Genomic DNA, 25,322 nt, shown 5'->3' on the forward strand with positions numbered 1-25,322 from the left:
GTTGCCGAACGGGCCGCACAGGCCTGGCGGCCGCATTCGAGGAGGAACGCATGGCAGCAACCGGCAAACACGGCAGGGCACGCATGGCTTCGGCCAGCATCGCGCACGCGATGGCCCTGTTGGCGTTGCTGCTGTCGCCATCGGTCTTCGCACAGAGCTACCCGAATCCGTTGAACAACAGCGCCACGGTCACCGCGCCGGTGGATGTCGGCGATCCCGCGCTGGGCAACAACACCGCCATCGACACCAACGCGCTGGCCCTGCAGGCACAGCTGAGCGTGACCAAGACGCTGCTCAGCGCCACGCCCGTGGCCGCAGGCGGTGCGGTGCAGTACCGCATCCAGGTGAGCAACGCCGGTCCCTCGGCGGCCACCGCGGTTGGCGTGGCCGATACCGTGTCCGCATTGCTCACCAATGTCACCTGGAGCTGCCAGCCCACCACCGCCGCATCGTCCTGCGCGCTGGCCAACGGCACCGGCAACGCGGTCAACGTGCAGGTCAACGTGGGTGTGGGCGACAGCGTCGTGCTGCTGGTCAACGGCACCGCGCCCACCTCCACGCCCGCCACGGTGCCGGCCAACACGGTGTCGCTGGTGCTGCCACCCGGCACCACCGATCCGACCCCGGGCGACAACAGCGCGACCACCCCGGCGGTGCCGGTACAGGCCAACGCACTGGTCGCCAACAATGACACCTTTGCGACGCCCCTTTCCTCGACCATCGGGGGCAACACGCCCAGCGTGCTCACCAACGACACCCTCAACGGTGCGCCGGTGAACGGGGCCAACCTGATCATCGCGCTGCAGAACGCACCGGCCGGCTTCACCATCAATGCCGCAGGCGTGATTGCGGTGCCGGCGGGCGCCGCGGCGGGTGCCACCACGCTGGGCTATCAGATCTGCGAGAACGCATCGCCGACCAACTGCGCCACTGCCACGGCCAGTGTTGTCATCGCGCCGACCGCGGTGAATGACAGCTTCAACGCCGTCGGCGGCAGCGCGTCGCTGAGCGGCAGCGTCGCGGCGAACGACAACGCGCCGGCCGGTGCCGTGTTCAGTGCCATCGGCACGCCGCCGGCCGGGCTCACCGTCACCAGCGCCGGCACCTTCACCTATGCGCCGCCTGGCGGCATCGCAACCCCGACCTCGTTCCAGTACCAGGTCTGCCTGCCGGCGCCCAACGCAACGGTCTGCGCCACCGCAACCGCGTCGGTCGTGGTCAATGCGAACGCGCTGGTCGCCGTGGATGACACGCTCACCCCCGCCATCGCGCCCGGTGCGGGCGGCGTCACCACAAGCGTGCTGCAGAACGACACCTTCAACGGCGGTGCCGTGCCCCAGCCGCAGGTGACGCTGAGCCTGGTCGGCGCACCGACCGGCTTCGTCATCAATGCCAACGGCACCGTTCAAGTTCCTGCCACCGCGGCGGCCGGTCCGCTCGCGCTCACCTACCGCTTCTGCGAAAACGCGCTGCCGGCCAACTGCGCCACGGCCACCGCCAACCTCGTGGTCAGCCCCGATGCCGTCAACGACACGGTCAGCACGTCCGGCGGCGGCCAGCCCGCGACCGGCAGCCTGGCCACCAACGACAACATCGCCAGTGGTTCCACCTACGTGCTGGGCAGCCCGGCGACCCGCGGCACCGCCGTGGTCAATGCCGATGGCACCTTCAGCTATACCCCGCTCAACGGCAACACCGGGCCGGACAGCTTCACCTACCAGGTGTGCCTGCCGGCGCCGAATCCCGGCGTGTGCGATACCGCCACCGTCAGCGTGAATGTCGCGGCGAACCAGCTGCTGGCGGTGGACGACCTGTTCGCCACACCGCTGCAGCCGGGGACCACCACCGTGGTGAGCCTGCTGGGCAATGACACACTGAACGGCGCGGCGGTGCCTCCGGCCGCGGTGACGCTGACCCTGAGCGGCGCACCGCTGGGGTATGCCGCGACCGCGGGTGGACAACTGTCGATCCCGGCCGGTGCCACGGCCGGGGCGGTGAGCTTCAGCTACCAGATCTGCGAGGTGGCCACGCCGACCAGCTGCGCCACCGCCAATGTACAGCTCGTGGTCGCACCCGATGCCGTGGACGATGCCTTCGCCGCCACCGCCGGTGTCGTGTTCAACGGCAACGTGACCGGCAACGACAACGCCGGTCCCAACGCGCAGTTCAGCCTGCTGGCCGTGGCCGCGCATGGCACTGTCACCGTCAATGCTGATGGCAGTTTCACCTACACCGCGCAGGCGGCGTACACCGGCCCCGACACCTTCCGCTACCAGCTGTGCCTGCCGGCGCCGAACACCGGCGTGTGCGACGCGGCCACCGTCACCATGAACGTCGGCGCTGCCTCGATCGTCGCCAACAACGATGATTTCACTGCCGCGCCGCTGACCAGCGCCGGTGGCCTGACTGCCAGCGTGCTGGCCAACGACACCTTCAACGGCGCGCCGATCACGCCGGCCCAGGCGTCCCTCTCGCTGATCAATGCACCGCCGGCCGGCTACACGCTGGAGAGCAACGGACAGCTGGTGGTCCCGGCCGGTGCGCCCGCCGGGCCGATCAGCCTGACCTACCAGCTGTGCCAGGCGGGCACGGGCAACTGCGCCACCGCGACCATCGCGGTGGTGATTGCGCCCGATGCCGTGGCCGATGCCTATGCCACCCAGGTGGCCACTCCAGTGAGCGGCAACGTGTCGGTCAATGACAACGTGGCGGCCGGCACCACCTATGCCGTCACCGGCCCCACGCCGCCCGGCCTTGTGTTCAATGCCGATGGCAGCTTCACCTACACCCCGCCGGCGCAGTTCACCGGGACCACTCCCTTCAACTACCAGGCCTGCCTGGCCGCGCCGCTGGTGGGCGTGTGCGATACCGCCGCGGTCACCCTCAACGTCAACGCCGGCACGCTGGTCGCCACGCCGGATGACTTCCGCAGCGCCATCATCAACCCGGCAAGCGGTGGCACCACCAACAGCGTGCTGGCCAACGACACCATCAATGGTGCAGTCCCGCCCGCACCGGCGCAGGTGATCCTGAGCCTGGTGGGCGCACCGGCCGGCTATGTGCTCAACAGCAACGGCACCGTCTCGGTGCCGGGCGGGGCGGATGCAGGCGCGGTCAACTTCAGCTACCAGCTGTGCGAAGCGGCGTTGCCGACCAACTGCGACACGGCAGCCGTGCAGCTGTTGCTTGCACCGGTCGCGGTCAACGACAACTTCAGCACGCCGGCCGGCGTGGTCCTGACCGGCAGCGTGGCCGCCAACGACAACGTGCCTGCCACTGGCAGTTTCGCCCTCAGTGGCGCGGCGCCCGCAGGCCTGGTGTTCAACCCCAACGGCAGCTTCACCTATACGCCGCCGGTGGGCACCCAGGGCGTGATCACGTTCGCCTACCAGGCCTGCCTGCCCGCACCGGACACCGCCGTGTGCTCCGGGGCCACGGTGACGCTCAACGTCAACGCCGGCACGCTCGTCGCCAGTGACGATGATTTCCGTGGCACCCCGATCAATCCCGTCGTGGGCGGCAGCACCGTCTCGGTGCTGGCCAACGACAGTCTCAACGGCACCACGCCGCCGGCGTCGGCGGAGGTGCTGCTGAGCCTGGTGGGCGCGCCGTCCGGCTATACGCTGGCTGCGGACGGCACCTTGGCCATTGCCGCCGGCGTGCCCGCCGGTGCCATCACGCTCACCTACCAGCTGTGCGAAACGGCGCTGGATACCAACTGCGATTCGGCGCAGGTGCAGCTGCTCGTCGCGCCGCTCGCCAGCGCGGACGTGTTCTCCACCCCGGCGGCCCAGCTGCTGGCCGGCAACGTCGGCAGCAACGACAACGCGCCGGTCGGCGCCGTCTTCACCCTCACCACCACGGCGCCGGCGGGCCTGCAGTTCGGACCGGATGGCAGCTTCCTGTACACGCCGCCGGCGAACTTCACCGGCCCTGTCGCGTTCACGTACCAGGTCTGCCTGCCGGCACCGGACACCGCACAGTGCAGCACCGCTGCGGCGACCATCAATGTCAATGCGGGGACCCTGGTCGCACGCGACGATGACTTCAGCGCGTCGCCGCTGGCGCCGGGCAGCAGCAGCCCTGCGAGCGTCCTCGCCAACGACACCCTGGATGGCGTCACGCCGCCGGCCTCGCCCAGCGTCATCCTCAGCCTGGTCGGCGCGCCTGCCGGGTATGCGCTGGATGCCAACGGAATCCTGCAGGTGCCCAGCGGTGCTGCAGGTGGCGCCACCGTGCTGACCTATCAGGTCTGCGAGGCGGTCGTGCCCAGCAACTGCGCCAGCGCGACCATCCGGCTGGTGGTTACGCCGTCGGCCACCGACGATGCGTTCTCGACGCCGGCCGGGCAGGCACTGAACGGCAACGTGGGCAGCAACGACAACGCACCTGCCGGCGCGCTGTTCACCCTGACCAGCGCCGTGCCGGCCGGCTTGACGTTCAACGCCGACGGCAGCTTCCTGTATGTCGCACCGACCGGCACCGTCGGTCCGGTCAACTTCAGCTACCGGGTCTGTCTGCCTGCGCCTGACGGTGCCCTGTGCGCCACGGCAAACGCCGCGATCGCCATCACGGTCGGCACGCTGGCGGCGGTCAACGACGATTTCAGCACCGCCCCGATCAGCCCGGTGGGTGGTGGCAGCACCGCGTCGGTTCTGCTCAACGATTCGCTCAACGGTGCCACCCCGCCGGCCGCCGCCGATGTGCTGCTGTCGCTGCCCGGCGCGCCCGCCGGCATCAGCATCACTGCCGATGGCACCGTGAGCGTGGCCGCCGGCACTCCCGCGGGAGCCAGCAGCCTCAACTACCAGCTGTGCGAAGCCGCGGCACCGGGCAACTGCGCCATCGCCACGCTGCGCCTGGTGGTAGCGCCCTCTGCCGTGGACGATGCGTTGTCCACGCCGGTCGGCGTGCCGCTCAACAGTTCGGTCGCCACCAACGACAATGCCGTTCCCGATGCGCAGTTCACCGTGTCCGGGGCCGCACCGGCCGGTCTGGTGCTCGGCACCAATGGCACGCTCACCTATACGCCGCCGGTGGGCTTCAGCGGTCCGGTCAGCTTCACCTACCAGGTCTGTCTGCCCGCGCCGGATGGGGCGGTGTGCGCCACGGCCAATGCGACCATCAACGTCAACACCGGCACGCTGGTCGCGGTCGATGACACGTTCGCCACGCCCGTTGCACCCGGTGGCGTGTCGCCCAGCGTGATCGGCAACGACACGCTCAACGCCGTCGCACCGCTGCCGGCCGATGTGGTGCTGTCGCTGGTCGGCGCACCGACCGGCTTCACCATCGCCGCCGACGGCACGATCAATGTGGCCACCGGTACGCTGTCCGGTGCCACCACGCTGACGTACCAGATCTGCGAGGCCGCGGCGTCGACCAACTGCGATACCGCTGCGATCAGCCTGATCGTCGCGCCGGCGCCGGCCAATGATGCCTTCGCCGTGCAGGCGGGACAGACCGTCAACGGCAACGTGTCGACCAATGACAGCATGCCGATCGGTTCGATCTACACCGTGCAGGGCACGCCGCCTGCGGGCGTCACCTTCGCCGCCGATGGCAGCTTCAGCTATACCCCGCCGGCGGGTACCACCACCCCCACCAGCTTCGTTTACCAGGCCTGCCTGCCGGCGCCGGACAGTGCCGTCTGCGCGACGGCCACGGCCACGTTGAACATCAACAACGGTGCACTGGTTGCTGTCGACGATGCATTCGGCGCGGTGGCTCCCGGTGGTGTCACGCCCAGCGTGCTGGGCAACGATGTGCTCAACGGGCTGAGTCCGCCTGCGGCGGCCACCGTATCGTTGGCGCTGGTCGGCGCGCCGACCGGGTTCAGCCTCGATCCCAACGGCACCGTTTCGGTGGGTGCCGCCGCACCGGCCGGTGCGATCACGCTGGGCTACCAGATCTGCGAAGTGGCGGCCGCCAACAACTGCGCCACCGCCAACATCGCGCTGGTGGTGCGTCCCACGCCCGTTGACGATGTCATTGCGGTGCAGTCCGGCCAGCCCAATACCGGCAACGTGTCCGGCAACGACACCATGCCCGCCGGCTCCACCTGGAGCGTGGGCGTGCCGCCGCAGGGCCTGGTGTTCAACAGCAACGGCAGCTTCACGTACACCCCGCCGGCGGGCACCGTGGGTCCGGTGACCTTCAGCTACCAGGCGTGCCTGCCTGCACCGGATGCAACCGTGTGCGGTACCGCCAACGCGACGTTGAACATCGGCATCAACGCGCTGGTGGCCAGCGACGATACGTTCGCGGTGCCGCTGGGCACCGGTTCGGTCACGCCCAGCGTGCTGGTCAACGATTCGCTCAACGGTGTCACCCCGCCTGCATCCACCGCCGTGCAGCTGCTGCTGGTGGCGCCGCCCGCCGGCTTCGTGATCAACAACGACGGCACCGTTCAGATCCCGTCCGATGCCACTGCCGGCGCCACCACGCTCACCTACCAGCTGTGCGAGAGCGCCTCGCCGACCAACTGCGACACAGCGGCCATCCGCTTCATCGTCACCCCGGCGCCGCAGAACGACGCCTTCGCCGTGCAGGCCGGCGGCACCATCGCCAATGCCAGCGTGGCCACCAATGACAGCATGCCTGCCGGGTCGAGCTGGGCAGTGCAGGGCACCGCGCCTGCCGGACTGGTGTTCAATGGCAACGGCACCTTCAGCTACACCCCACCGGTGGGCACCACGGGTGCGGTGACCTTTACCTACCGGGCCTGCCTGCCCGCGCCGAATGCCGCCGTGTGCGGCGATGCCACCGCCACCCTCAACGTCAACCAGGGCACCCTGGTGGCGGGCGATGACAGCTTCACCGGCATTGCTCCCGGCACCTCCACGCCGAGCGTGTTGGGCAACGACGTCCTCAACAGCGTCAGCCCCCCGCCTGCGGCCACGGTGCAGCTCACCCTGGTGGGCGCGCCCACCGGCTATGTCATCGCTGCCGACGGCACGATCGCCGTGCCGGTCGGCACCATGGCCGGTCCGGGCACGCTGACCTACCAGATCTGCGAAACGGCCGCGCCGGCCAACTGCGATACCGCAACGGTGTCGCTGGTGATCAATCCGTCGCCGCAGAACGATGCGTACTCGGTGCAGGCCGGCGGCACGATCAGCAACGGCAACGTGGCTGCCAACGACTGGATGCCGGCCGGCTCCACCTGGGCGGTGCAGGGCGTTCCGCCCGATGGCGTGTCGTTCAACCCCGATGGCACGTTCACGTTCACTCCGCCGGGTACCACCAGCCCGCTCGTCTTCGTCTACCAGACCTGCCTGCCGGCCCCGAATGCGGCGCTGTGCGCCACCGCCAGCGTCACCTTGAACGTCAACACCGGCACGCTGGTCGCCACGGATGACGTGCTCAGCGGCGTCGCCGCAGGTGGCACCACCGGTGTCAGCGTGCTGGCAAACGATGCGCTCAACGGCGTCACCCCGCCGCTGGCCGGCGACGTGATCCTGAGCCTGGTCGGCGCGCCTGCCGGCTTCACCCTCACGCCGGCTGGCACCATCAGCGTGGCGATCGGCACGGTGTCTGGCCCGACCACGCTGACCTACCAGATCTGCGAAGCCGCGGCCGCGACCAACTGCGATACCGCCAGCGTCACCGTGGTGGTCAGCCCGACCCCGCAGGACGATGCATTCACCGTGCAGGCCGGGCAGACCCTGTCCAACAGCGTGGCCACCAATGACAACCTGCCGGCAGGGGCAAGCTTCACCGTGCAGGGCGCACTGCCTGCCGGTGTGGTCTTCAATGTGGACGGCTCGTTTGCCTACACGCCGCCGCCCGGTGCCCCGGCGTCGGTCAACTTCACCTACCAGGCCTGCCTGCCGGCGCCCAACGCGGCGTTGTGCGCGCCCGCCGTCGTCACGTTGAACACCAGCAGCGGCACCCTGGCCGCCGGCAACGACACCCTCAGTGGCGTGGTTCCGGGCACCACGTCGGCGGCCAGCGTGCTGGCCAATGACAGCCTCAACGGCGTATCACCGCCGGCGGCCGCCAACGTGGTGTTGACGCTGATCGGCGCACCGGGTGGTTTCGCGATCACGCCCAGCGGCACCATCACGGTGTCCAGCGGCGTCGATGCGGGCCCCAGTACCTTCACCTACCAGGTGTGCGAAGCCGTGGCCCCCGGCAATTGCGCCACCGCCAGCGTGACCGTGATCGTGACGCCCACGCCGCAGGACGACGCGTTCTCGGTCATGGCCGGGCAGAGTCTGAGCGACAGCGTGGCCAGCAACGACCGCATGCCGGCAGGCTCGAGCTGGGCGGTACAGGGCACCCCGCCGGCCGGCCTGCTGTTCAACCTGGACGGCAGCTTCACCTACACGCCGCCCATCGGCACGCCCAGTCCGGCGGCCTTCACCTACCAGACCTGCCTGCCTGCACCGGACAACAACCTGTGCAGCACGGCCACGGTGACGCTCAACATCAACAACGGCACGTTGAGCGCGGGCGATGACACCCTGGTGGGCGTGCTGCCGGGCGCGGCCACCGGCACCAGCGTGCTGGCCAATGACAGCCTCAACGGCGTCAGCCCGCCGCTGCCTGCCGACGTGCTGCTGAGCCTGGTCGGCGCACCGGGTGGCTTCACCATCAATCCCGACGGCACGATCACTGTCGGCAGCGGCGTGACCTCCGGCCCGACCACGATCACCTACCAGATCTGCGAAGCGGCCGCGCCGTCCAACTGCGATACCGCCAGTGTCACCGTGGTGGTGACCCCGGCGCCGCAGAACGACGCCTATGCCGTGCAGGCCGGCCAGACCCTGGCCAACACCGTGGCCGCCAACGACAGCACCCCGACCGGTGCGATCCATACCCTGCAGGACACGGCGCCGGCAGGCTTCGCCTTCGCTGCAGACGGTGCGTTCACCTACACGCCGGCGGTGGGCGCGGTGGGCCCGATCACCCTGGCGTACCAGGTCTGCCTGCCCGCACCGAACGCCAGCCTGTGCGGCCGGGCGATCCTCACCATCAGCATCAACAACGGCCAGCTGGTGGCCGGCGACGACACGATCACCGGCGTGGCACCGGGCACCATCTCCACTGCCAGCGTACTGGCCAATGACAGCCTCAACGGCGTCACGCCGCCGCTGCCGGCCACGGTGGCGTTGAGCCTGGTGGGGGCGCCAGCCGGCTTCACCATCACCCCGGACGGCCGGATCACCGTCTCCAGCGGCGTCGTCTCCGGCGCGACCACCATCACCTACCAGATCTGCGAAGCGGCGGCGCCGACCAACTGCGATACCGCCAGCGTGACCGTGGTGGTCAGCCCGGCGCCGCTGAACGATGCGTTCTCTGTGCAGGTCGGGCAGATGCTGAGCAACACGGTGGCCAGCAACGACAACATGCCGGCGGGCGCGCTGTACACGCTCCAGGGCACCGTGCCGGGCCTGTCGCTGGCGGGCAACGGTGCGTTCACCTACACCCCGCCGGGTGGCACGCCCAGCCCGGTCGGCTTCACCTATCAGACATGCCTGCCGGCGCCGTATGCCACGGTGTGCGCGACCGCCACCGCGACGATCAACATCAACAACGGCACCCTGGTGGCCGGTGATGACGTACTGACCAACGTGTTGCCCGGGACGAGTTCGGGTACCAGCGTGCTGGTCAACGACCAGCTCAACGGAGTGAGCCCGCCGGCACCCGCCACGGTGCTGCTCAGCCTGGTGGGCGCTCCGACTGGCTTCAGCTTGAACGCCGACGGCACGGTCGCGGTCGGCACCGGCGTCCTCTCGGGTGCCACCACGCTCACGTACCAGATCTGCGAAGCGGCCGCGACGGCCAACTGCACCACCGCCAGCGCCCTCGTGGTGGTCACCCCGGCGCCGCAGAATGATGCGTTCACCGTCCCGGGCGGGGTGCCGTTTACCGGCAGCGTCGCCATCAACGACAACGTGCCGGCAGGGGCGGCGTACACCCTCACCAGCGGCGCGGTGGCGGGCCTGTTCTTCGATGGCAGCGGCGGGTTCACCTACACGCCGCCGTCGGGCACGACCGGGCAGGTGAGCTTCACCTATCGCGTCTGCCTGCCCGCTCCCTATGCGGCACAGTGCGGCGATGCCAGCGTCACGCTGACCCTCTCCGGTTCGGCCAACGTGGTGCTGGCGGTCAACGACGACTTCAGCAGCACGCCGGTGGACCCGTCGGTAGGCGGCACCATCGCCCGCTCGGTGCTGGACAACGACACCTTCAACAACGTCTCGCCGCCGCCGGTCGGCAGTGTCATCGCCAGTCTGACTGGCAGCACCCCCGGCTACACCATGAACAACCAGGGCCAGATCATGGTGGCGGCCGGCGTGCAGGCGGGGCAGGTCCAGCTGGCCTACCAGCTCTGCGAAAACGGCGTGCCGACCAACTGCACCACCGCCATCGCCACGGTGCGGGTGCAGGGTCCGGTCGGGGCACTGCTGGCGGTAGACGACAGCGGTGGCCCGGTGGGCCCGGCAGGGCGCGCGCGGCTGTTGAACGTGTTCACCAACGACACCTTCAATACCGCACCCCTTGATCCGGCGCAGGTGAGCTTCACCCCGGTGGCCACCACTGCGCTGACCTTCAGTGCGGATGGCTGGGTGGACGTTGCTGCCGGCCTGCCGGCGGGCAGCTACACCACCACCTATACGTTGTGCCTGCTCAACCAGCCCACCGTCTGCGACAGCGGCACGGTCAGCGTGACCATCATCGCGGCCGAACCCGGTGTGGACGCCGAGAACGACCGCGTGGATCTGCCGCAGGACGGCGTGATCGAAATCGATGTGCTCGGCAACGACCGCGTCAATGGCACCCCGATCGATCCGGACAGCGTCACCCTCAGCATCGTGTCGCCGCCGCCGTATGGCACCGCCACCGTGCTGCCGCGTGCGCGCATCCGCTTTGCGGCGCTGGCCAATTTCTCCGGAGAGCAGGCCTTCGACTACCAGGTATGTGACGTCACTGATCCGGCCATGTGCGCCAGGGCCACCGTCACCGTCATGGTGGATCAGAATGTGCTGAGCCTGGTGGACGATGCGGCGACCGCGGATACGGCAGCGCCGCTGGTGATCGATGTGCTGGCCAATGACAGCACCCGCGCCGCGCCGCTGGACCCGGCAAGCCTGCAGCGGGTGGTGGCACCCACCCACGGCGCCGTCCAGTGCGCCAACGGCCTGTGCACCTACACACCGGCAGCGGCCTTCGCCGGCACCGACAGCTTCCGCTACCGCGTCTGCGATGTGTCCATCCCGACCCCGATGTGCGCCGAGGCGAACGTGTCGGTGACGGTGGCCGGGCAGCAGGCCGTGCTGCGCCTGACCAAGAGTGCGGCCAAGCGCAGCGCGCAGATCGGTGACCTGGTGCGCTACACGGTCACCATCGACAACGTCGGTGAAGTCGATGCCAACGGCGCAACGCTGCTGGATACGCTGCCGCCGGGCTTCACCTTCGTCAGCGCTGGCTTCGCGGTGCAGGACGCCGACAACGATGCGCGCACCAGCGGCGTACAGCCGCTGCGCATCGACGGCATCGACATCCCGGTAGGCGAGCGCGCCACGGTGGTGTACTACCTGCGCGTCGGTGCGGGCACCGGCACCGGTGTGCACACCAACCGCATCACCGCCATCGACGGCGAGAACCGCACCATCGGCAACGTTGCCTCAGCCGACGTGGACATCATCACCGACCCGCTGCTGGATGAAAGCCTGATCGTGGGCAGCGTGTTCGATGACCGCAATGGCAACGGCATCCAGGACGATGGCGAGCGCGGCATTCCCGGCGTGCGCGTCGCGGCGGTCGAAGGCCTGCTGATGGAAACGGACGCGTTCGGTCGCTATCACCTGGTCGGCATTCCCGGCGGCCAGGCACGTGGGCGCAACTTCATCCTCAAGGTCGATCCCTCCACCGTGCCGGCCGGTGCGCGCTTCACCACGCCCAATCCGCTGGTCCGCCGGATCACGCCCGGGCTGCCGGCACGCTTCGACTTCGGCGTACAGATGCCCGAAGGGGCGCTGCGCAGCGCGCCGTCCGCGGGTGCCGCCGTGCCCCGACCGGCCCGCATCGAGCTCGGCGATGCCCTGTTCGTCCCGGGCAGCGCACGCCTGCCTGCCGACCGCACGGCGGTGCTGGCCAAGGCTGCGCAGGCATTGGAGACGCACGCGGGGGGGCGCCTGACGCTGGCGACCACCGCCGACGGGGCCGCGCTGGCACGACAGCGTGCGTCCGCGCTGCAGGCCGCGCTGCGTCCCCTGGTGAGCGGCGCCGTTGCCGCCGCCACCACCATCGATGTGCTCGCCGCCGATGGCAGCACCCTGCATTCGCTGCGCCTGGATGATCCTCCCGCGTCTCCTGCCGGTACCAACAGCTCGCTCAGGGAGGGGCGCTGACAGCATGGACATGACCCTGAGTCCGACACCGATTTCACGCCGTTTCGCCGTCCGCCTGGCGGGCGTCCTGCTGCTGGCCGCGTCGCCGGCCTTCGCCCAGCAGACCCTGCCCGCCGACCCGCCCGCCACGGTGCGCTGCGAGGCCGACAGTTGCCGCAGCGATGACGGCCTGCTGCTGCGCATCCGCGACGATGCCGATGCCGAGCCGGCGGCGCTGCCGCTCACCGGTCGTGCCGATGCCTCTGCCGGGGACGCCGTTCCGCTGGCGCCGTCGACCACGCCGGATGTCGCCGCGCCAGGTGGCCAGTTCATGGCCGAGCTGCCCAGTGGCGGCGTGGTGTGGGCGACCGAAGACCCGACCATGGTGCCGCCCAGCCTGAGCGTGCAGGCTGCCGCCACCGTGCCGTTCGAGAATGGGCGTGTGGTGCGTCCGCTGCGCTTCCACAGCTACAACAACTACGCCTCCTTCATCCAGAAGCTGGAGGTCACCCTGTACCGGGGCACCGATACCGACCTGGTCACCCCGCTGGCACGCATCGAACTGCCGCCCGACTACGTGGGTGATGCGGAGTGGAATGGCGAGGTGCCGGCGCAGATCAAGCTGCGCACCGGCGATGACCTGATCTACGTCGCCCGTGCGTATGGCGCCGGTGGGGCCTTCGATGAAACCCGCATCCAGCGCATCCAGCTGGTCACCCCGGAGGACTTCGACCGCGGCCTGCAGCTCACGCGTGACAACGTGCAGAAGACCCTTGGCCAGGCCCTGGATGGCGAAGGCGCGCAGGACCTCCAGGTCAGCAACAGCATCTACGGCCAGAGCATGCTGCGGCTGCAGAACATTCCCATCCATGGCTCGCGCGTGCGTCTGTACGGACGTGGCCTGGAGCCCAACAGCCTCGTGCGCATCAATGGCCAGGACTTCCCGGTCGACCTGGAACAGAAGTTCGCCGCCGAGTTCCTCGAACCGGTCGGCCAGCATCGCTACGATGTCAGCGTCGAGTCGCGCGATGCGCCGGGTGCGCAGCGGCAGCTGGACGTGGATGTCACCGGTCGCTACCTGTTCCTGGTCGCCATCGCCGACGTCACCCTGTCCAGGAACAGTGCCAGCGGCAACGTGCAGCCGCTGGCGGCCGACAACCGCGACGACGACAGCTTCCTCAGCGAAGGACGGCTGGCGTTCTACCTGAAGGGAAAAATGCGCGGCAAGTACCTGGTGACCGCACAGGCCGACACCCAGGACCGCGAACTGAAGTACCTGTTCCGCGATTTCACCCAGGCCGATGCGCAGGACGTGTTCCGCCGCCTGGACCCGGACCTGTATTACCCCGTGTACGGCGACGACTCCACCACCTACCGCGACGTGGATACCCAGGGCCGGTTGTACCTGCGGGTGGACTGGGACCAGAGCCAGGCACTGTGGGGCAACTACGCCACCGGCATCACCGGCACCGAATACGGCCAGTTCGTGCGCTCGCTGTACGGCGGCGCGTTGAACTGGCGCTCGCTGGACGCCACTCCGCTGGGTGAAGCGCGCTCGCAGTTGAAGGTGTTCGGGTCCGAGGCGCAGTCCGCACCGGGTCACAGCGAATTCCTCGGCACCGGTGGCAGCCTTTATTACCTGCGCCACACCGACGTGCTGCCCGGCTCGGAGCAGGTCGTGCTGGAAGTGCGCGACCGTACCACCGGCCGCACCGAAACCCGCGCGACGCTGCAGGAAGGCGTGGACTACGAGATCGACGACCTGCAGGGGCGCCTGATCCTGACCCGCCCGCTGGCGCAGCTGACCCGCGAGAACGTCCGCAGCATCACCCGCGACATGCCGCTGGACGGTTACGACCAGCTGCTGCTGGTGGACTACGAATACGTGCCGCTGGGCTTCAGCAGCGATGACGTCACCTACGGTGCGCGGGGCCGGCAATGGCTGGGCGACCACGTGGCCATTGGCGGTACCTGGATCGACGAGAACCGCAGCGGCGACAACTACAGCCTCAAGGGTGCCGACCTCACCCTGCAGGCGGGTCGCGGCACCTATCTGAAGATGGAACAGACCCGCACGGACGCCACCGCTGCGCCGGTGTTCTATTCGGACAACGGCGGCCTCAGCTTCATCCGCCGCAATCCATACGAAGGCCGTCGCTCCGGCACGGCCAGCGCGGTGGAAGCGCGTGCCAACCTGCGTGAACTGGGGTGGACGAGCCAGGACTGGAGCCTGGGCGCCTGGTGGCGCGACGTGGACGCAGGCTTCTCGGTGGCGCGCCAGGACACCGGCCAGCCGATCCAGGAATATGGCGCGGAGTTCCTTGGCTATCTGAACGACGACTTCAGCCTGTATGGCCGGCATACCCGCACCGAACAGGGCGAACTGGCGCTGGAGCAGAGCCAGCTCACGGCCGAATGGCGGCTGGGCAACGATGGCCAGCTCACCGGTGAGCTGCGCCGCGTGCGCGAGGAGCAGGATCTGCAGGACGTGGATGCACTGCTCGCCGCCATCGGCTACCGCCAGCGCTTCGGTTCCTCGTGGGAGCTGTACAGCACCGGCCAGGTGACCCTGGACGATGATGGCGGCGCCTACGAGAAGAACGACCTGCTGACGCTTGGCGCGCGCTACCTGTTCGGTGACCGCAGCAGCGTGGGTGCGGAAGTCAGCAGCGGCAGTCGTGGCAACGGAGCCAAGGTCGACGCGGAGTACCGCATGGCCGCCGACCACAGCCTGTACGGCAGTTACAGCTACAGCACCGACCGCACCGGCACCGACCCGCTGTTCGACACCGGCCTGCAGAGCGGCTGGACCGTGGGCCAGCGCTGGCGGTTGAGCAACCAGGTCAATGTCTACAACGAGAGCCAGTACCTGAAGGACCGCCGCCAGGACAGCGCCGGCCTGGTACACACCTTCGGCATGGACTTCTATCCCGCCCAAGGCTGGAACCTGGGCTTCACCCTCATGGACGGCCAGCTGGACTCCACCGCAGGCCGCATCGACCGCCGCGCCTACAGCGTCAGCGGCGGCCGCACCGACGCGGTGACGCAGTGGAGCAGCAAGCTGGAATATCGCCACGACAGCGGCGCGGAGCAGCGCGAACAGTGGGTCACCACCAACCGCCTGTTGTACAAGCTCAACGAAGACTGGCGCTTCGCCCTGCGTGCCAACTACGCCGACACCGACGACCGCATCAATCCGGTGGCCGACGCCAAACTGGTGGAGACCAACGTCGGCTTCGCCTGGCGACCGCATGACAACACGCGCTGGGCGGGCTTCGGCAAGTACACCTATCTTTATGACGTGGCATCGCTGGGCCAGGAAGGCGGCAACCTGTATGACCAGCGCTCGCAGGTGCTGTCGCTGGAAGGCATCCGCCAGATCGGCGTGCGTTGGGAGCTGGCTGCGAAGCTGGCATCGCGCTGGGGCGACTACCGCACCGGGCGAGGCGAGGGAGCCTGGCTGGACAGCCGCGCCGACTTCGCCGCGCTGCAGTTGCGCTACCGCCTGTTCGCACAATGGGAAGGCCTGGCCGAGCACCGCTGGTTGAAGGTGCGCGACGGCGGCGTCCGCAAGGGCTGGCTGCTGGGTGTGGACCGCCGGGTGGGTGAGAACTTCAAGGTCGGGGTGGGGTACAACTTCACCGAGTTCAGTGATGACATGACCGAGCTGAAGTACGACCAGAAAGGGTTCTTCCTGAATATGGCTGGGTATTATTAGATCTGGCTTTGGCGGGGTTGCCGGCCGTTGGCTTCGTTATTGTCTGGCGTGCCCACGCACGTCCTTCGTCGTTGTCGGGCCTGCCACGCACCTGCTTCGTCATTGTCGGGCCTGCCACGCACCTCCTTCGTCATTGTCGGGCCTGCCACGCGCCTCCTTCGTCATTGTCGGGCCTGCCACGCAGGGCGTGGCACTACCGGGCATTTCGCTCTTGCTTCGGTTGGTTTGGCTTTGCTTCTGCGGGGTAGAGCCACGCCCTGCGTGGCTGGCTACCGGGCATTTCGCTCTTGCTTCGGTTGGTTTGGCTTTGCTTCCGCTGGGGTAGAGCCACGCCCTGCGTGGCTGGCTACCGGGCATTTCGCTCTTGCTTCGGTTGGTTTGGCTTTGCTTTTGCGGGGTAGAGCCACGCCCTGCGTGGCTGGCTGCCGGGCATTTCGCTCTTGCTTCGGTTGGTTTGGCTTTGCTTCCGCGGGGGTAGAGCCACGCCCTGCATGGCTGGCGGATCACCGGGCAGATCGGACACCTGCTGGGTAGGGCCTGGCCACGCGTGGCTGGGGGCCGCAGGCCCCCTTCTTTGGGCCATCGTTCATGTCGGCGGGGCCGCAGGGCTGAATGCCTGGCAACGTTTTCATGCTGAATGGGCTTGGCGATCTGGGATTGTCCAGCCCAAAACCACATGGCCATGACGTTTTTCACGCTATGTTGTTGAATTGCAATGGAATTTTTGACCAGGCGGTAAACTCGCCACTGTCACCATTTCGCGGTACGTTATCGGTGTGATCTGCGCCAGCGTTGCACTGATGGGATGCTGGAACTTTTTAACCCTTTAGCAGTCCAAATCCGGGACTGCTAAGATGACGACTATGAGCCAGAACATGTCTACTGCCCTTGTGGCAAACAATCTTCCGATTCCCAGTGCGCTCGGTTCGCTGGACGCCTACATCGGCGCCGTGCACCAGATCCCGGTGTTGACGGTCGATGACGAGCAGGACCTGGCGCGCCGCTTCCGCGACGACCAGGACCTGGACGCCGCGCGCGAACTGGTCCACTCCCACCTGCGCTTCGTGGTGCACGTTGCCCGTGGCTACAACGGCTACGGCCTCGCGCTGGGCGATCTCATCCAGGAAGGCAACATCGGCCTGATGAAGGCCGTGAAGCGCTTCGACCCGGAAATGGGCGTGCGCCTGGTGTCGTTCGCCGTGCATTGGATCCGTGCCGAAATGCACGAGTTCATCCTGAAGAACTGGCGCATCGTCAAGGTCGCCACGACCAAGGCGCAGCGCAAGCTGTTCTTCAACCTGCGCAAGTCCAAGACCCGCCTGGGCTGGATGAACGCGGCCGAAGTCAGCGCGGTGGCCAAGGACCTCAACGTCTCCGAACGCGAAGTGCTGGAAATGGAGTCGCGCCTTTCGGGTCGCGATATCGGTTTCGACGCGCCCGCCGATGAGGACGAAGAGCGTGCACCGCCGTCGCCGGCAGCGTATCTGATGGCGCAGGACGAAGACCCGTCCATGGCCTACGAGCGTGCCGACAGCGAAGACAACCAGCTGCAACTGCTGCGCGAAGGCCTGGCCGAACTGGATGCCCGCTCGCGCGACATCATCCGTCGTCGCTGGCTGGACGCGGACAGCAAGGTCACGCTGCAGGAGCTTGCGGATGAGTACGGCGTTTCCGCCGAACGCATCCGCCAAGTCGAGGCGAACGCGCTGAAGAAGATGAAGGCGCTGTTCACCGCGTAACCCGGTGGCCATGTGTCCAACAAAAAACCCGGCATCGCCGGGTTTTTTGTTGCCGGGATGCACCGGCTGGGATGCACCGACCGCGATGCGCCGAACGCGATGCACCGACCGGGATGCACGGACTGGGATGCACCGACCGCGATGCGCCGAACGCGATGCACCGACTGGGATGCACGGGCTGGGATGCACCGACCGGGATGCGCCGAACGCGATGCACCGACCGGGATGCACCGACTGGGTAGAGCTGACTGTTAGTCGGCTGCTCTTGCTGGGTGTCCTGACACGTTCGCGCCTAGGGCAGCCGACTAACAGTCGGCTCTACCCAGTCGGCTCTACCCAGTCGGCTCTACCCAGTCGGTTAACCAAGTCGGTTACCCAGTCGGTTAACCAAGTCGGATACCCAGTCGGTTAACCAAGTCGGTTAACCAAGTCGGTTACCCAGTCGGTCAACCCGTCGGTTACCCAGTCGGTGACCCCATCGGTTAACCCGTCGGGCACGTTGTATGTTGGTTCCTACGCCTTCTCGCGCGCAATCGCGCGCCAGCCGATGTCGTTGCGATGGAACTCGTGTTCCCACGAGATCTTCGCCACACCCGCATACGCGTTGGCCTGCGCATCGCCCACGCTGTCGCCCAGCGCCGCCACACACAGCACGCGGCCGCCGGCGCTGAGCACCTGGCCCTGCGCATCCAGCGTAGTACCCGCATGGAACACCTTGGCCGTGGCGGGCACCTGATCCAGCCCCTGGATCACATCGCCGGTGATCGGGGTCTCCGGGTACGGCGACGCCGCCATCACCACGCCCAGCGATGGACGCGGGTCCCACTGCGCCTGCACGCTGTCCAGGCGTTCATCGATGGCCGCCTCCACCAGCTCCACCAGGTCCGACTGCAGCCGCAGCATCACCGGCTGCGTCTCCGGGTCGCCGAAGCGCACGTTGAATTCGATCACCTTCGGGGCGCCGCTGGCATCGATCATCAGGCCCGCATAGAGGAAGCCGGTGAACGGAATGCCATCGGCAATCATGCCCTGCACGGTGGGGTTCACCACCTCGCGCATCACGCGTGCATGCACCTCATCGGTCACCACCGGTGCCGGCGAATAAGCGCCCATGCCGCCCGTGTTCGGGCCGGTGTCCGCGTCGCCCACGCGCTTGTGGTCCTGCGAGGTCGCCATCGGCAGCGCCGTGGTGCCATCCACCATCGAAATGAAGCTGGCTTCCTCGCCGTCGAGGAACTCTTCGATCACCACGCGCGCGCCCGCATCGCCGAACGCATTGCCCGACAGCATGTCGCGCACCGCATCTTCGGCTTCCTGCTGCGTCATCGCCACGATCACGCCCTTGCCGGCGGCCAGGCCATCGGCCTTGACCACGATCGGTGCGCCCTTCTCGCGGAGGTAGGCCAGCGCCGCGTCCACCTCCGTGTGCACCGCATAGAACGCGGTGGGAATGTTGTGGCGGGCCAGGAAGTCCTTGGCGTAGGCCTTGCTGCCTTCCAGCTGCGCGGCCGCAGCGGTCGGCCCGAAGATGCGGTGCCCGGCGGCGCGGAAGCGATCGACCACGCCGGCCACCAGCGGCACTTCCGGGCCCACCACGGTCAGCGCGACGCCTTCGGCCTGCACCAGCGCCAGCAGCCCGTCCAGGTCGGTGACCTTCACCGGCACGTTGCGGCAGCCCGCCTCGGTCGCCGTACCGGCATTGCCCGGCGCAACCAGCACCTCGGTAACGCGGGACGACTGGGCCAGCTTCCAGGCCAGGGCATGTTCACGGCCGCCGGAGCCGATGACGAGGATTTTCATTGAGGGCGATCCTGGGTAACAGTAAGAAAAAGTGGTGGTGAGACCGGGTGTCAGACGCGGCAGTGCAGCCAGTGATGGCATAGACCAGCTTGTTCTGGATGGTGGCGAAGAAGGTCTTGGCGGTCGCGGCCGTACCGTCGTAATCGCTGCTGCTGAGTTTGAACAGGTCGCGCAGCGTCTGGTAGAACCGCTTCTCCGAACTGCGGATGTCGCGGATGCGGCGAAGCAGCTCTTTGAAATAGTCTGCGCGTTCGGCCTCCTTGAGCCGCTCGTCGTTGAGCAGGAAGCCTTTGACCAGATACTCCGCCAATGCGGATCCTGCCCAGCGTCTGAACTGCACGCCTCGAGGGGAACGCACCCTGAAACCAATCGCCAGGATCAGATCCAGACGGTAACGCATTGTTTTATAGCGCTTTCCGTCAGAAGCAGTTGTCAAGTATTGCTTGACTACTGCTTCCTCGGACAGCTCTTGCTCGGCGAATACATTGCGGACATGCAGGCTGATGTTCTGCTTCGTCGTATCAAACAGCTCAGCCATCTCACCCTGCGTCAGCCAGACGGTCCCCCCCTCGGCGCGCAGATGAACGTCCGTTCGCCCGTCTTCGGTGCGGTACAGAATCAGCTCGCCGTGGTTGTCCGTCATGCGATCACCCTTAGCTCAGATCAAGAACCGCCCGTCGGTGCCGACACCCGGTCGGCACCCACCTTACGCCCAACGATCAATGCCGGAAGTGACGCACGCCGGTAAACACCATCGCCAGGCCGTGCTCGTCGGCGGCGGCAATCACTTCCGCATCGCGCATCGAACCGCCCGGCTGGATCACGGCCTTGATGCCGGCGGCGGCGGCGGCGTCGATGCCGTCGCGGAACGGGAAGAACGCATCGGAAGCCATCACCGAGCCTTCCACCACCAGGTTCGCATCGGCGGCCTTGATGCCGGCGATGCGGGCCGAGTACACGCGGCTCATCTGCCCGGCGCCCACGCCAATCGTGCGGTGGTCCTTGGCGTAGACGATCGCGTTGGACTTCACGAACTTGGCCACGTTCCAGGCGAACAGCAGGTCGGCGAACTGCTTGTCGGTCGGTGCCAGCCTGCTCACCACCGTCAGCTCGTCGCGGGTCATGCCGCGGTTGTCCGCGCTCTGCACCAGCAGGCCAGAACCAATCCGCTTGGTGTCGTAGCTGTTGCGGCCTTCGCCATGCGGAATGCGCAGCACGCGCACGTTGGCCTTCTTCTGCGCGTACTCCAGCGCGGCCGGCTCGTAATCCGGGGCGATCAGCACTTCCACGAACTGGCGGTCCAGGATCACCTTGGCGGTGGCTGCGTCCAGCGGCGTGTTGAAGGCGATGATGCCGCCGAAGGCGCTGGTCGGGTCGGTCGCGTAGGCGAGCTCGTAGGCATCGCCGTTACCGGCACCCACGGCCACACCGCACGGATTGGCATGTTTGACGATCACGCAGGCCGGCGCATCGAACTGGCGCACGCATTCCCATGCGGCGTCGGCGTCGGCCAGGTTGTTGTAGCTCAGTTCCTTGCCCTGCAGCTGCTGGAACGTGGCCAGCGTGCCCGGCACCGGGTACAGGTCGCGGTAGAACGCGCCAGCCTGGTGGGGGTTCTCGCCGTAGCGCAGGTCCATCACCTTCACCACGCTGGACGTGAGCTGCGCCGGGAACTCGGTGCGCACCGGCACGGCGGCATCGCTGGCGGTCACGGCCGAGAGGTAGTTGCTGATCGCCGCGTCGTACTGCGCCACGCGGTTGAACGCGGCCACCGAGAACGCGAACCGCTTCGCAGCGGAGAGCTTGCCGTCGTTGGCATCGAGCTCGGCCAGCAGCTCGGCGTACTGCGCCGGGTCGGTGGCCACCGTGACGCGGGCGAAGTTCTTTGCCGCCGAGCGCAGCATGGCCGGGCCGCCGATATCGATGTTTTCCACCGCGTCTTCCAGCGTGCAGTCCGCCTTGGCGGTGACCGACTCGAACGGGTACAGGTTCAGCACCAGCAGGTCGATCGCACCGATGCCGTGTTCGGCCATCACCGCCTCGTCCAGCCCGGCGCGGCCAAGCAGGCCGCCATGCACCAGCGGGTGCAGGGTCTTGACCCGGCCGTCCATCATTTCCGGGAAGCCGGTGACGTCGGACACGTCCTTGACCGGCAGGCCGGCCTCGCGGATCGCCTTGGCGGTGCCGCCGGTGGACAGCAGCTCCACGTTGCGGGCGGCAAGGGCACGGGCCAGGTCGATCAGACCGGTTTTGTCGGAGACGGACAGGAGGGCCCGGCGAACGGGCAACAGATCAGCAGTCATGGGGACAGGGCAATCGGCAGCGGAGCGGGGCCAATATTGTAGGCGGTGGGGGCCGGTGGCGGGCGCCGCACCGGCGATATTGCCCCTGGCGACCGGATCCGGCACATCCGTCGGACCACCGCAAGCCCGGGGTGCTGGGGTAGGCTGCGCGTTCAGCCAAGGATCTGCAGGTCTTCATCGTGTCGACAGCAACATGGAATGTGCGGCTGCTTGCCAGCGTCGTGGCGTGCGCCACCTTCGGTACCGCCGCGCAGGCCCAGGACGCGGCCCGTGCGGCGGTGGACGCGCCGGCCGTGGTGGTGGATGTGGCGGTGGCGGCCAGGACCGCCTCGCCGGCGCCCGAACGGGGTGCTGACGACCCCGCCGACGACAACGGGTCCAGCAGCGATGACCTGGAGCAGCAGGCCTACGCCGCCTACCAGGACGAGGACTGGGCGCTGGCCCGGCAGCGGATTGATGCGGCGATCGCCTTGGACCCGCGCCAGGGCAGCCTGTATCGGCTGAAGGCGTACATCGCCGGTGCCACGGACGACAACGCCGGCGTGCTGGCGGCCGCCGCGCAGGCGCTGCAGCTTGCCCCGGACGATGCCGAAGCCCTGCAGCTGCGTGGCACCGCCCGGGCCAAGCAGGGCGACACGCAGGGCGCGCTGTCGGACTACGCCGCCGCCCTGCAGGCCGGCGGGCATACCAGCAGCCTGTTCCGCAATTACCTGTTCCTGCTCAACCAAGCGCACGACAACGCCCGCATGATCGAGGTCCATACCGCGTACGAAGCGGCGTACCGCGACGATCCTGAAGGCACCGGGCAGGAGGCGGACATTCCGTTCCACGCCGCGCAGGCGTACGTCCACCTGGGCCAGCCGCGCCGCGCGGTGGAACTGCTGGACCAGGCCATCGCGCAGTCGCCGAAGGTCGCCGGCTACTACGGCAATCGCGCAATGGCGCAGCACGCGCTGGGCCGGTCCAGCCAATCGCTGGCCGACGATGCCCAGGCCATGCGGTTGGACCCGAAGGAAGCGCAGTACCCGTACAACCGCGGCGTGACCCGGCTGGACATGGGCGACGCGGCCGGCGCACTGGAGGACTTCAAGGCGGCCTTGGCACTGGGCAAGGACGACGCCGCGAACTGGCTCAACATCGGCGTGGCCGAAGACCGGCTGGGCCGAACCCGCGAAGCGGTGGCGGCCTACGACCGGGCGCTGCTGAAGGAGCCTGCCAACCCGCAGGTGCTGACCAACCGGCTGTCGCTGCTGCAGCGGACCGGCAAGGGCGCTGCCGCCGCCGCGGCGCAGGCCGCCGCGCTGCCCGCCGAAAACCAGGCGCAGCTGCTCTTCAACCAGGGGCTGGTACAGGCCAAGGCATCGAAGTGGCAGGCTGCCGCCGATCTGTTCGCACAGGCGGTGCGTCTCGATCCGGGGCTGGACACCGCATGGCTCAACCTCGGCGTGATGCAGGCCAGGCTGGGGCAGCACCAGCGTGCGCTCGATACCCTCAACGACTACATCAAACGCGCACCGCTGAAGAGCATCGGCCTGGTCAACCGTGCCGACGTGCTGCACGCGCTCGGCGACGACAGCGCGGCCGAAAAGGATCTGCTGCGGGCCGCACAGCTGGAGCCGGGCAATCTGGACATCCAGCAGCGCGTGGCCCGCCACTACAGCCGCACCGGCCAGACCGACACGGCGCGCCGCTACTATGCCCAACTTGTGAAACTGCCCGGCAACGTCGCGCCCGATGCCTTCATCAACTACACGGCGATGCTGCTGGAGCTGGGCGACACCCGTGAAGCGGCGGTGGTGGCGGCCAGTGGCGTGGCGCGCTTCCCGGACAACTACGGCCTGCGCCTCAACCTTGCCAATGCGCTGGGCGACAGCGGGCAGCATGCGCAGGCGGTGGACGCCTACCGCGACGCCATGCGGCTGCAGCCCAAGCGCCTGGACGCCCACTTCAACCTGGGCAACCTGTACCTGCAGCAGCTCAACGCGCCGCGCAAGGCGGTGCAGGAATACCGCACCGCGCTGCAGCTGCAGATGGACCCGGAGGTGGACGCCGACGAACAGCGCGAGCGGCGCATGAGCATCCATCTGAACCTGGCCAGCGCCCTGGCCGACGCCGGCGATGCAAGCGCCGCGCGCGCTGCGTTGCAGGCCGCCATCGACGAATCACCCGACGACTACCGGCCCTGGTTCAACCGTGCCGGGATGGCGTTGTCGGCGGGCGACCCGGCAGCAGCAAGGCCCGACTTCGACGCCGCGTGGACCCGCCTGGACGCACTGCAACGCGCGCAACCGCCGCAGGCGCAGCCGGACCCGGCGCAGCTGGAGCATGCCGGCTACCTGCTGTTCCACCTGGGGCGCACCGGCGAGGCGACCACTCACATGCAGCAGCTGCTGCAGGCGCAGCCGGACAACATCGAGGCGCAGCGCAACTACGGCTTCATGCTGCTGGACCTGGGCCGCCCGCAGGATGCCCGGCAGCTGTTCGAGCAGGCCTTCACCCGTGAGCCGGACGAAGTGGATGGCTGGATGGGACTGCTGGCCTGCGCGATGCTGGACAGTGACCCCACCCACCTGGCCCGGTTGAAGCAGCAGTTCGGCCAGCGCTTCAACGGCCGCTACCGGCTGGCCGACGAACTGCCCACGCACTTGATGCGCACCGAAGGCTACTGGTACTCCGATCGCTTCGTGCAGCTTTGGCGGCAACTGATGGCGGCCGGGTGAGCGCGAAGCGCCCGGGTGCGATGCCCTGCAACGGCAGGGCTGGCTGGACCAACGACGATCAGAAGGACAGTGCGGCATGTCGATCTATGCATTGAAGGGGCGTTTCCAGGACCTGCTGCGGCCGGCCGTACGCGGCCTGTACCGGATGGGCATCACCGCCAACACCGTGACCGTGGCGGCTGCCGTGGTATCGCTGGCGGTCGCCGCCGCGGTCTACGTCTGGGCCCCGGCGCAGCCGCTGTGGTACCTGGCGCTGCCCGGCTGGATGTTGCTGCGCATGGCGCTCAACGCCGTGGACGGCATGCTGGCACGCGAGTTCGGCCAGCAGTCCAGGCTGGGCGCGTATCTCAATGAATTGTGCGACCTGTTCGCCGACGCCGCGCTGTACCTCAGCCTGCTCAGCGTGCCCGGGGTCAACCCGGCCGCGTTGTGGGCGCTGGCGTGGTTGGCCGCCGTTTGCGAGTACGCTGGCGTCCTGGGGTTGATGGTGGGAGCGACCCGGCGCTACGACGGTCCGATGGGCAAGAGCGATCGCGCCTTCGTGATTGGCGTGTTGGGGGTGGTACTCGCGCCGGGCTGGATCGGTGGCAGCGTGGTGACCGGGGTGGCATGCGCCGCAGCGGCACTGTGCGTGCTGACCGCCTGGCGGCGGGTACGGAATGGATTGGCGGAGGCCGGCTGACCTGGCTTGCCCCGCCGGA

General features: G+C 68.0%; 8 protein-coding genes. 5 read left to right on the forward strand and 3 right to left on the reverse strand.

The window, feature by feature from the left end; genetic code table 11:
- Positions 1 to 83: 83 nt before the first annotated feature.
- From RT456_RS06775 to rpoH, 3 genes are all read left to right on the forward strand, one after another.
- Positions 84 to 12,362 (forward strand): Ig-like domain-containing protein, encoded by a 12,279-nt coding sequence (locus RT456_RS06775; RefSeq protein ID WP_313344250.1) that lies wholly within the window; start codon positions 84 to 86, stop codon positions 12,360 to 12,362.
- Between the two features lie 4 nt (positions 12,363 to 12,366).
- On the forward strand, positions 12,367 to 16,059 hold the full coding sequence (locus RT456_RS06780; protein WP_313344253.1) for a hypothetical protein: 3,693 nt from the start codon (positions 12,367 to 12,369) through the stop codon (positions 16,057 to 16,059).
- Between the two features lie 863 nt (positions 16,060 to 16,922).
- On the forward strand, positions 16,923 to 17,798 hold the full coding sequence (gene rpoH, locus RT456_RS06785) for an RNA polymerase sigma factor RpoH (RefSeq protein WP_313344523.1): 876 nt from the start codon (positions 16,923 to 16,925) through the stop codon (positions 17,796 to 17,798).
- A gap of 513 nt (positions 17,799 to 18,311) precedes the next feature.
- Here rpoH and purD read toward each other — a convergent pair.
- The 3 genes from purD to purH all read right to left on the reverse strand — a co-directional run bounded on the left by purD (position 18,312) and on the right by purH (position 21,901).
- Positions 18,312 to 19,598: a phosphoribosylamine--glycine ligase gene (gene purD / locus RT456_RS06790; protein ID WP_313344256.1), complete on the reverse strand. Its 1,287-nt coding sequence runs from the start codon at positions 19,596 to 19,598 to the stop codon at positions 18,312 to 18,314.
- Positions 19,564 to 20,241, reverse strand: coding sequence for a RhuM family protein (gene rhuM, locus RT456_RS06795; protein WP_313344259.1), 678 nt, complete (start codon positions 20,239 to 20,241; stop codon positions 19,564 to 19,566). The genes purD and rhuM overlap by 35 nt, the downstream gene beginning before the upstream one ends.
- Before the next feature lie 76 nt (positions 20,242 to 20,317).
- On the reverse strand, positions 20,318 to 21,901 hold the full coding sequence (purH, locus tag RT456_RS06800; protein WP_313344263.1) for a bifunctional phosphoribosylaminoimidazolecarboxamide formyltransferase/IMP cyclohydrolase: 1,584 nt from the start codon (positions 21,899 to 21,901) through the stop codon (positions 20,318 to 20,320).
- Positions 21,902 to 22,080: 179 nt separating this feature from the next.
- Between purH and RT456_RS06805 the strand changes: the two genes are divergently transcribed.
- Together RT456_RS06805 and RT456_RS06810 are read left to right on the forward strand one after the other, a co-directional pair.
- The gene (locus RT456_RS06805) at positions 22,081 to 24,621 is read left to right on the forward strand and encodes a tetratricopeptide repeat protein (protein ID WP_313344266.1); all 2,541 of its coding nucleotides are present in this window, start codon (positions 22,081 to 22,083) and stop codon (positions 24,619 to 24,621) included.
- Positions 24,622 to 24,697: 76 nt separating this feature from the next.
- The gene (locus tag RT456_RS06810; RefSeq protein WP_313344269.1) at positions 24,698 to 25,303 is read left to right on the forward strand and encodes a CDP-alcohol phosphatidyltransferase family protein; all 606 of its coding nucleotides are present in this window, start codon (positions 24,698 to 24,700) and stop codon (positions 25,301 to 25,303) included.
- The last annotated feature ends 19 nt before the right edge of the window (positions 25,304 to 25,322 follow it).

This window comes from Stenotrophomonas sp., from assembly GCF_032099025.1.
Lineage (GTDB): Bacteria > Pseudomonadota > Gammaproteobacteria > Xanthomonadales > Xanthomonadaceae > Stenotrophomonas.

Coding starts and splice junctions, on each gene's coding strand:
- purH (WP_313344263.1), bottom strand. CDS start 21,901: ATGACTGCTGATCTGTTGCCCGTTCGCCGGGCCCTCCTGTCCGTCTCC.
- RT456_RS06810 (WP_313344269.1), top strand. CDS start 24,698: ATGTCGATCTATGCATTGAAGGGGCGTTTCCAGGACCTGCTGCGGCCG.
- RT456_RS06780 (WP_313344253.1), top strand. CDS start 12,367: ATGGACATGACCCTGAGTCCGACACCGATTTCACGCCGTTTCGCCGTC.
- RT456_RS06775 (WP_313344250.1), top strand. CDS start 84: ATGGCTTCGGCCAGCATCGCGCACGCGATGGCCCTGTTGGCGTTGCTG.
- purD (WP_313344256.1), bottom strand. CDS start 19,598: ATGAAAATCCTCGTCATCGGCTCCGGCGGCCGTGAACATGCCCTGGCC.
- rhuM (WP_313344259.1), bottom strand. CDS start 20,241: ATGACGGACAACCACGGCGAGCTGATTCTGTACCGCACCGAAGACGGG.
- rpoH (WP_313344523.1), top strand. CDS start 16,923: ATGAGCCAGAACATGTCTACTGCCCTTGTGGCAAACAATCTTCCGATT.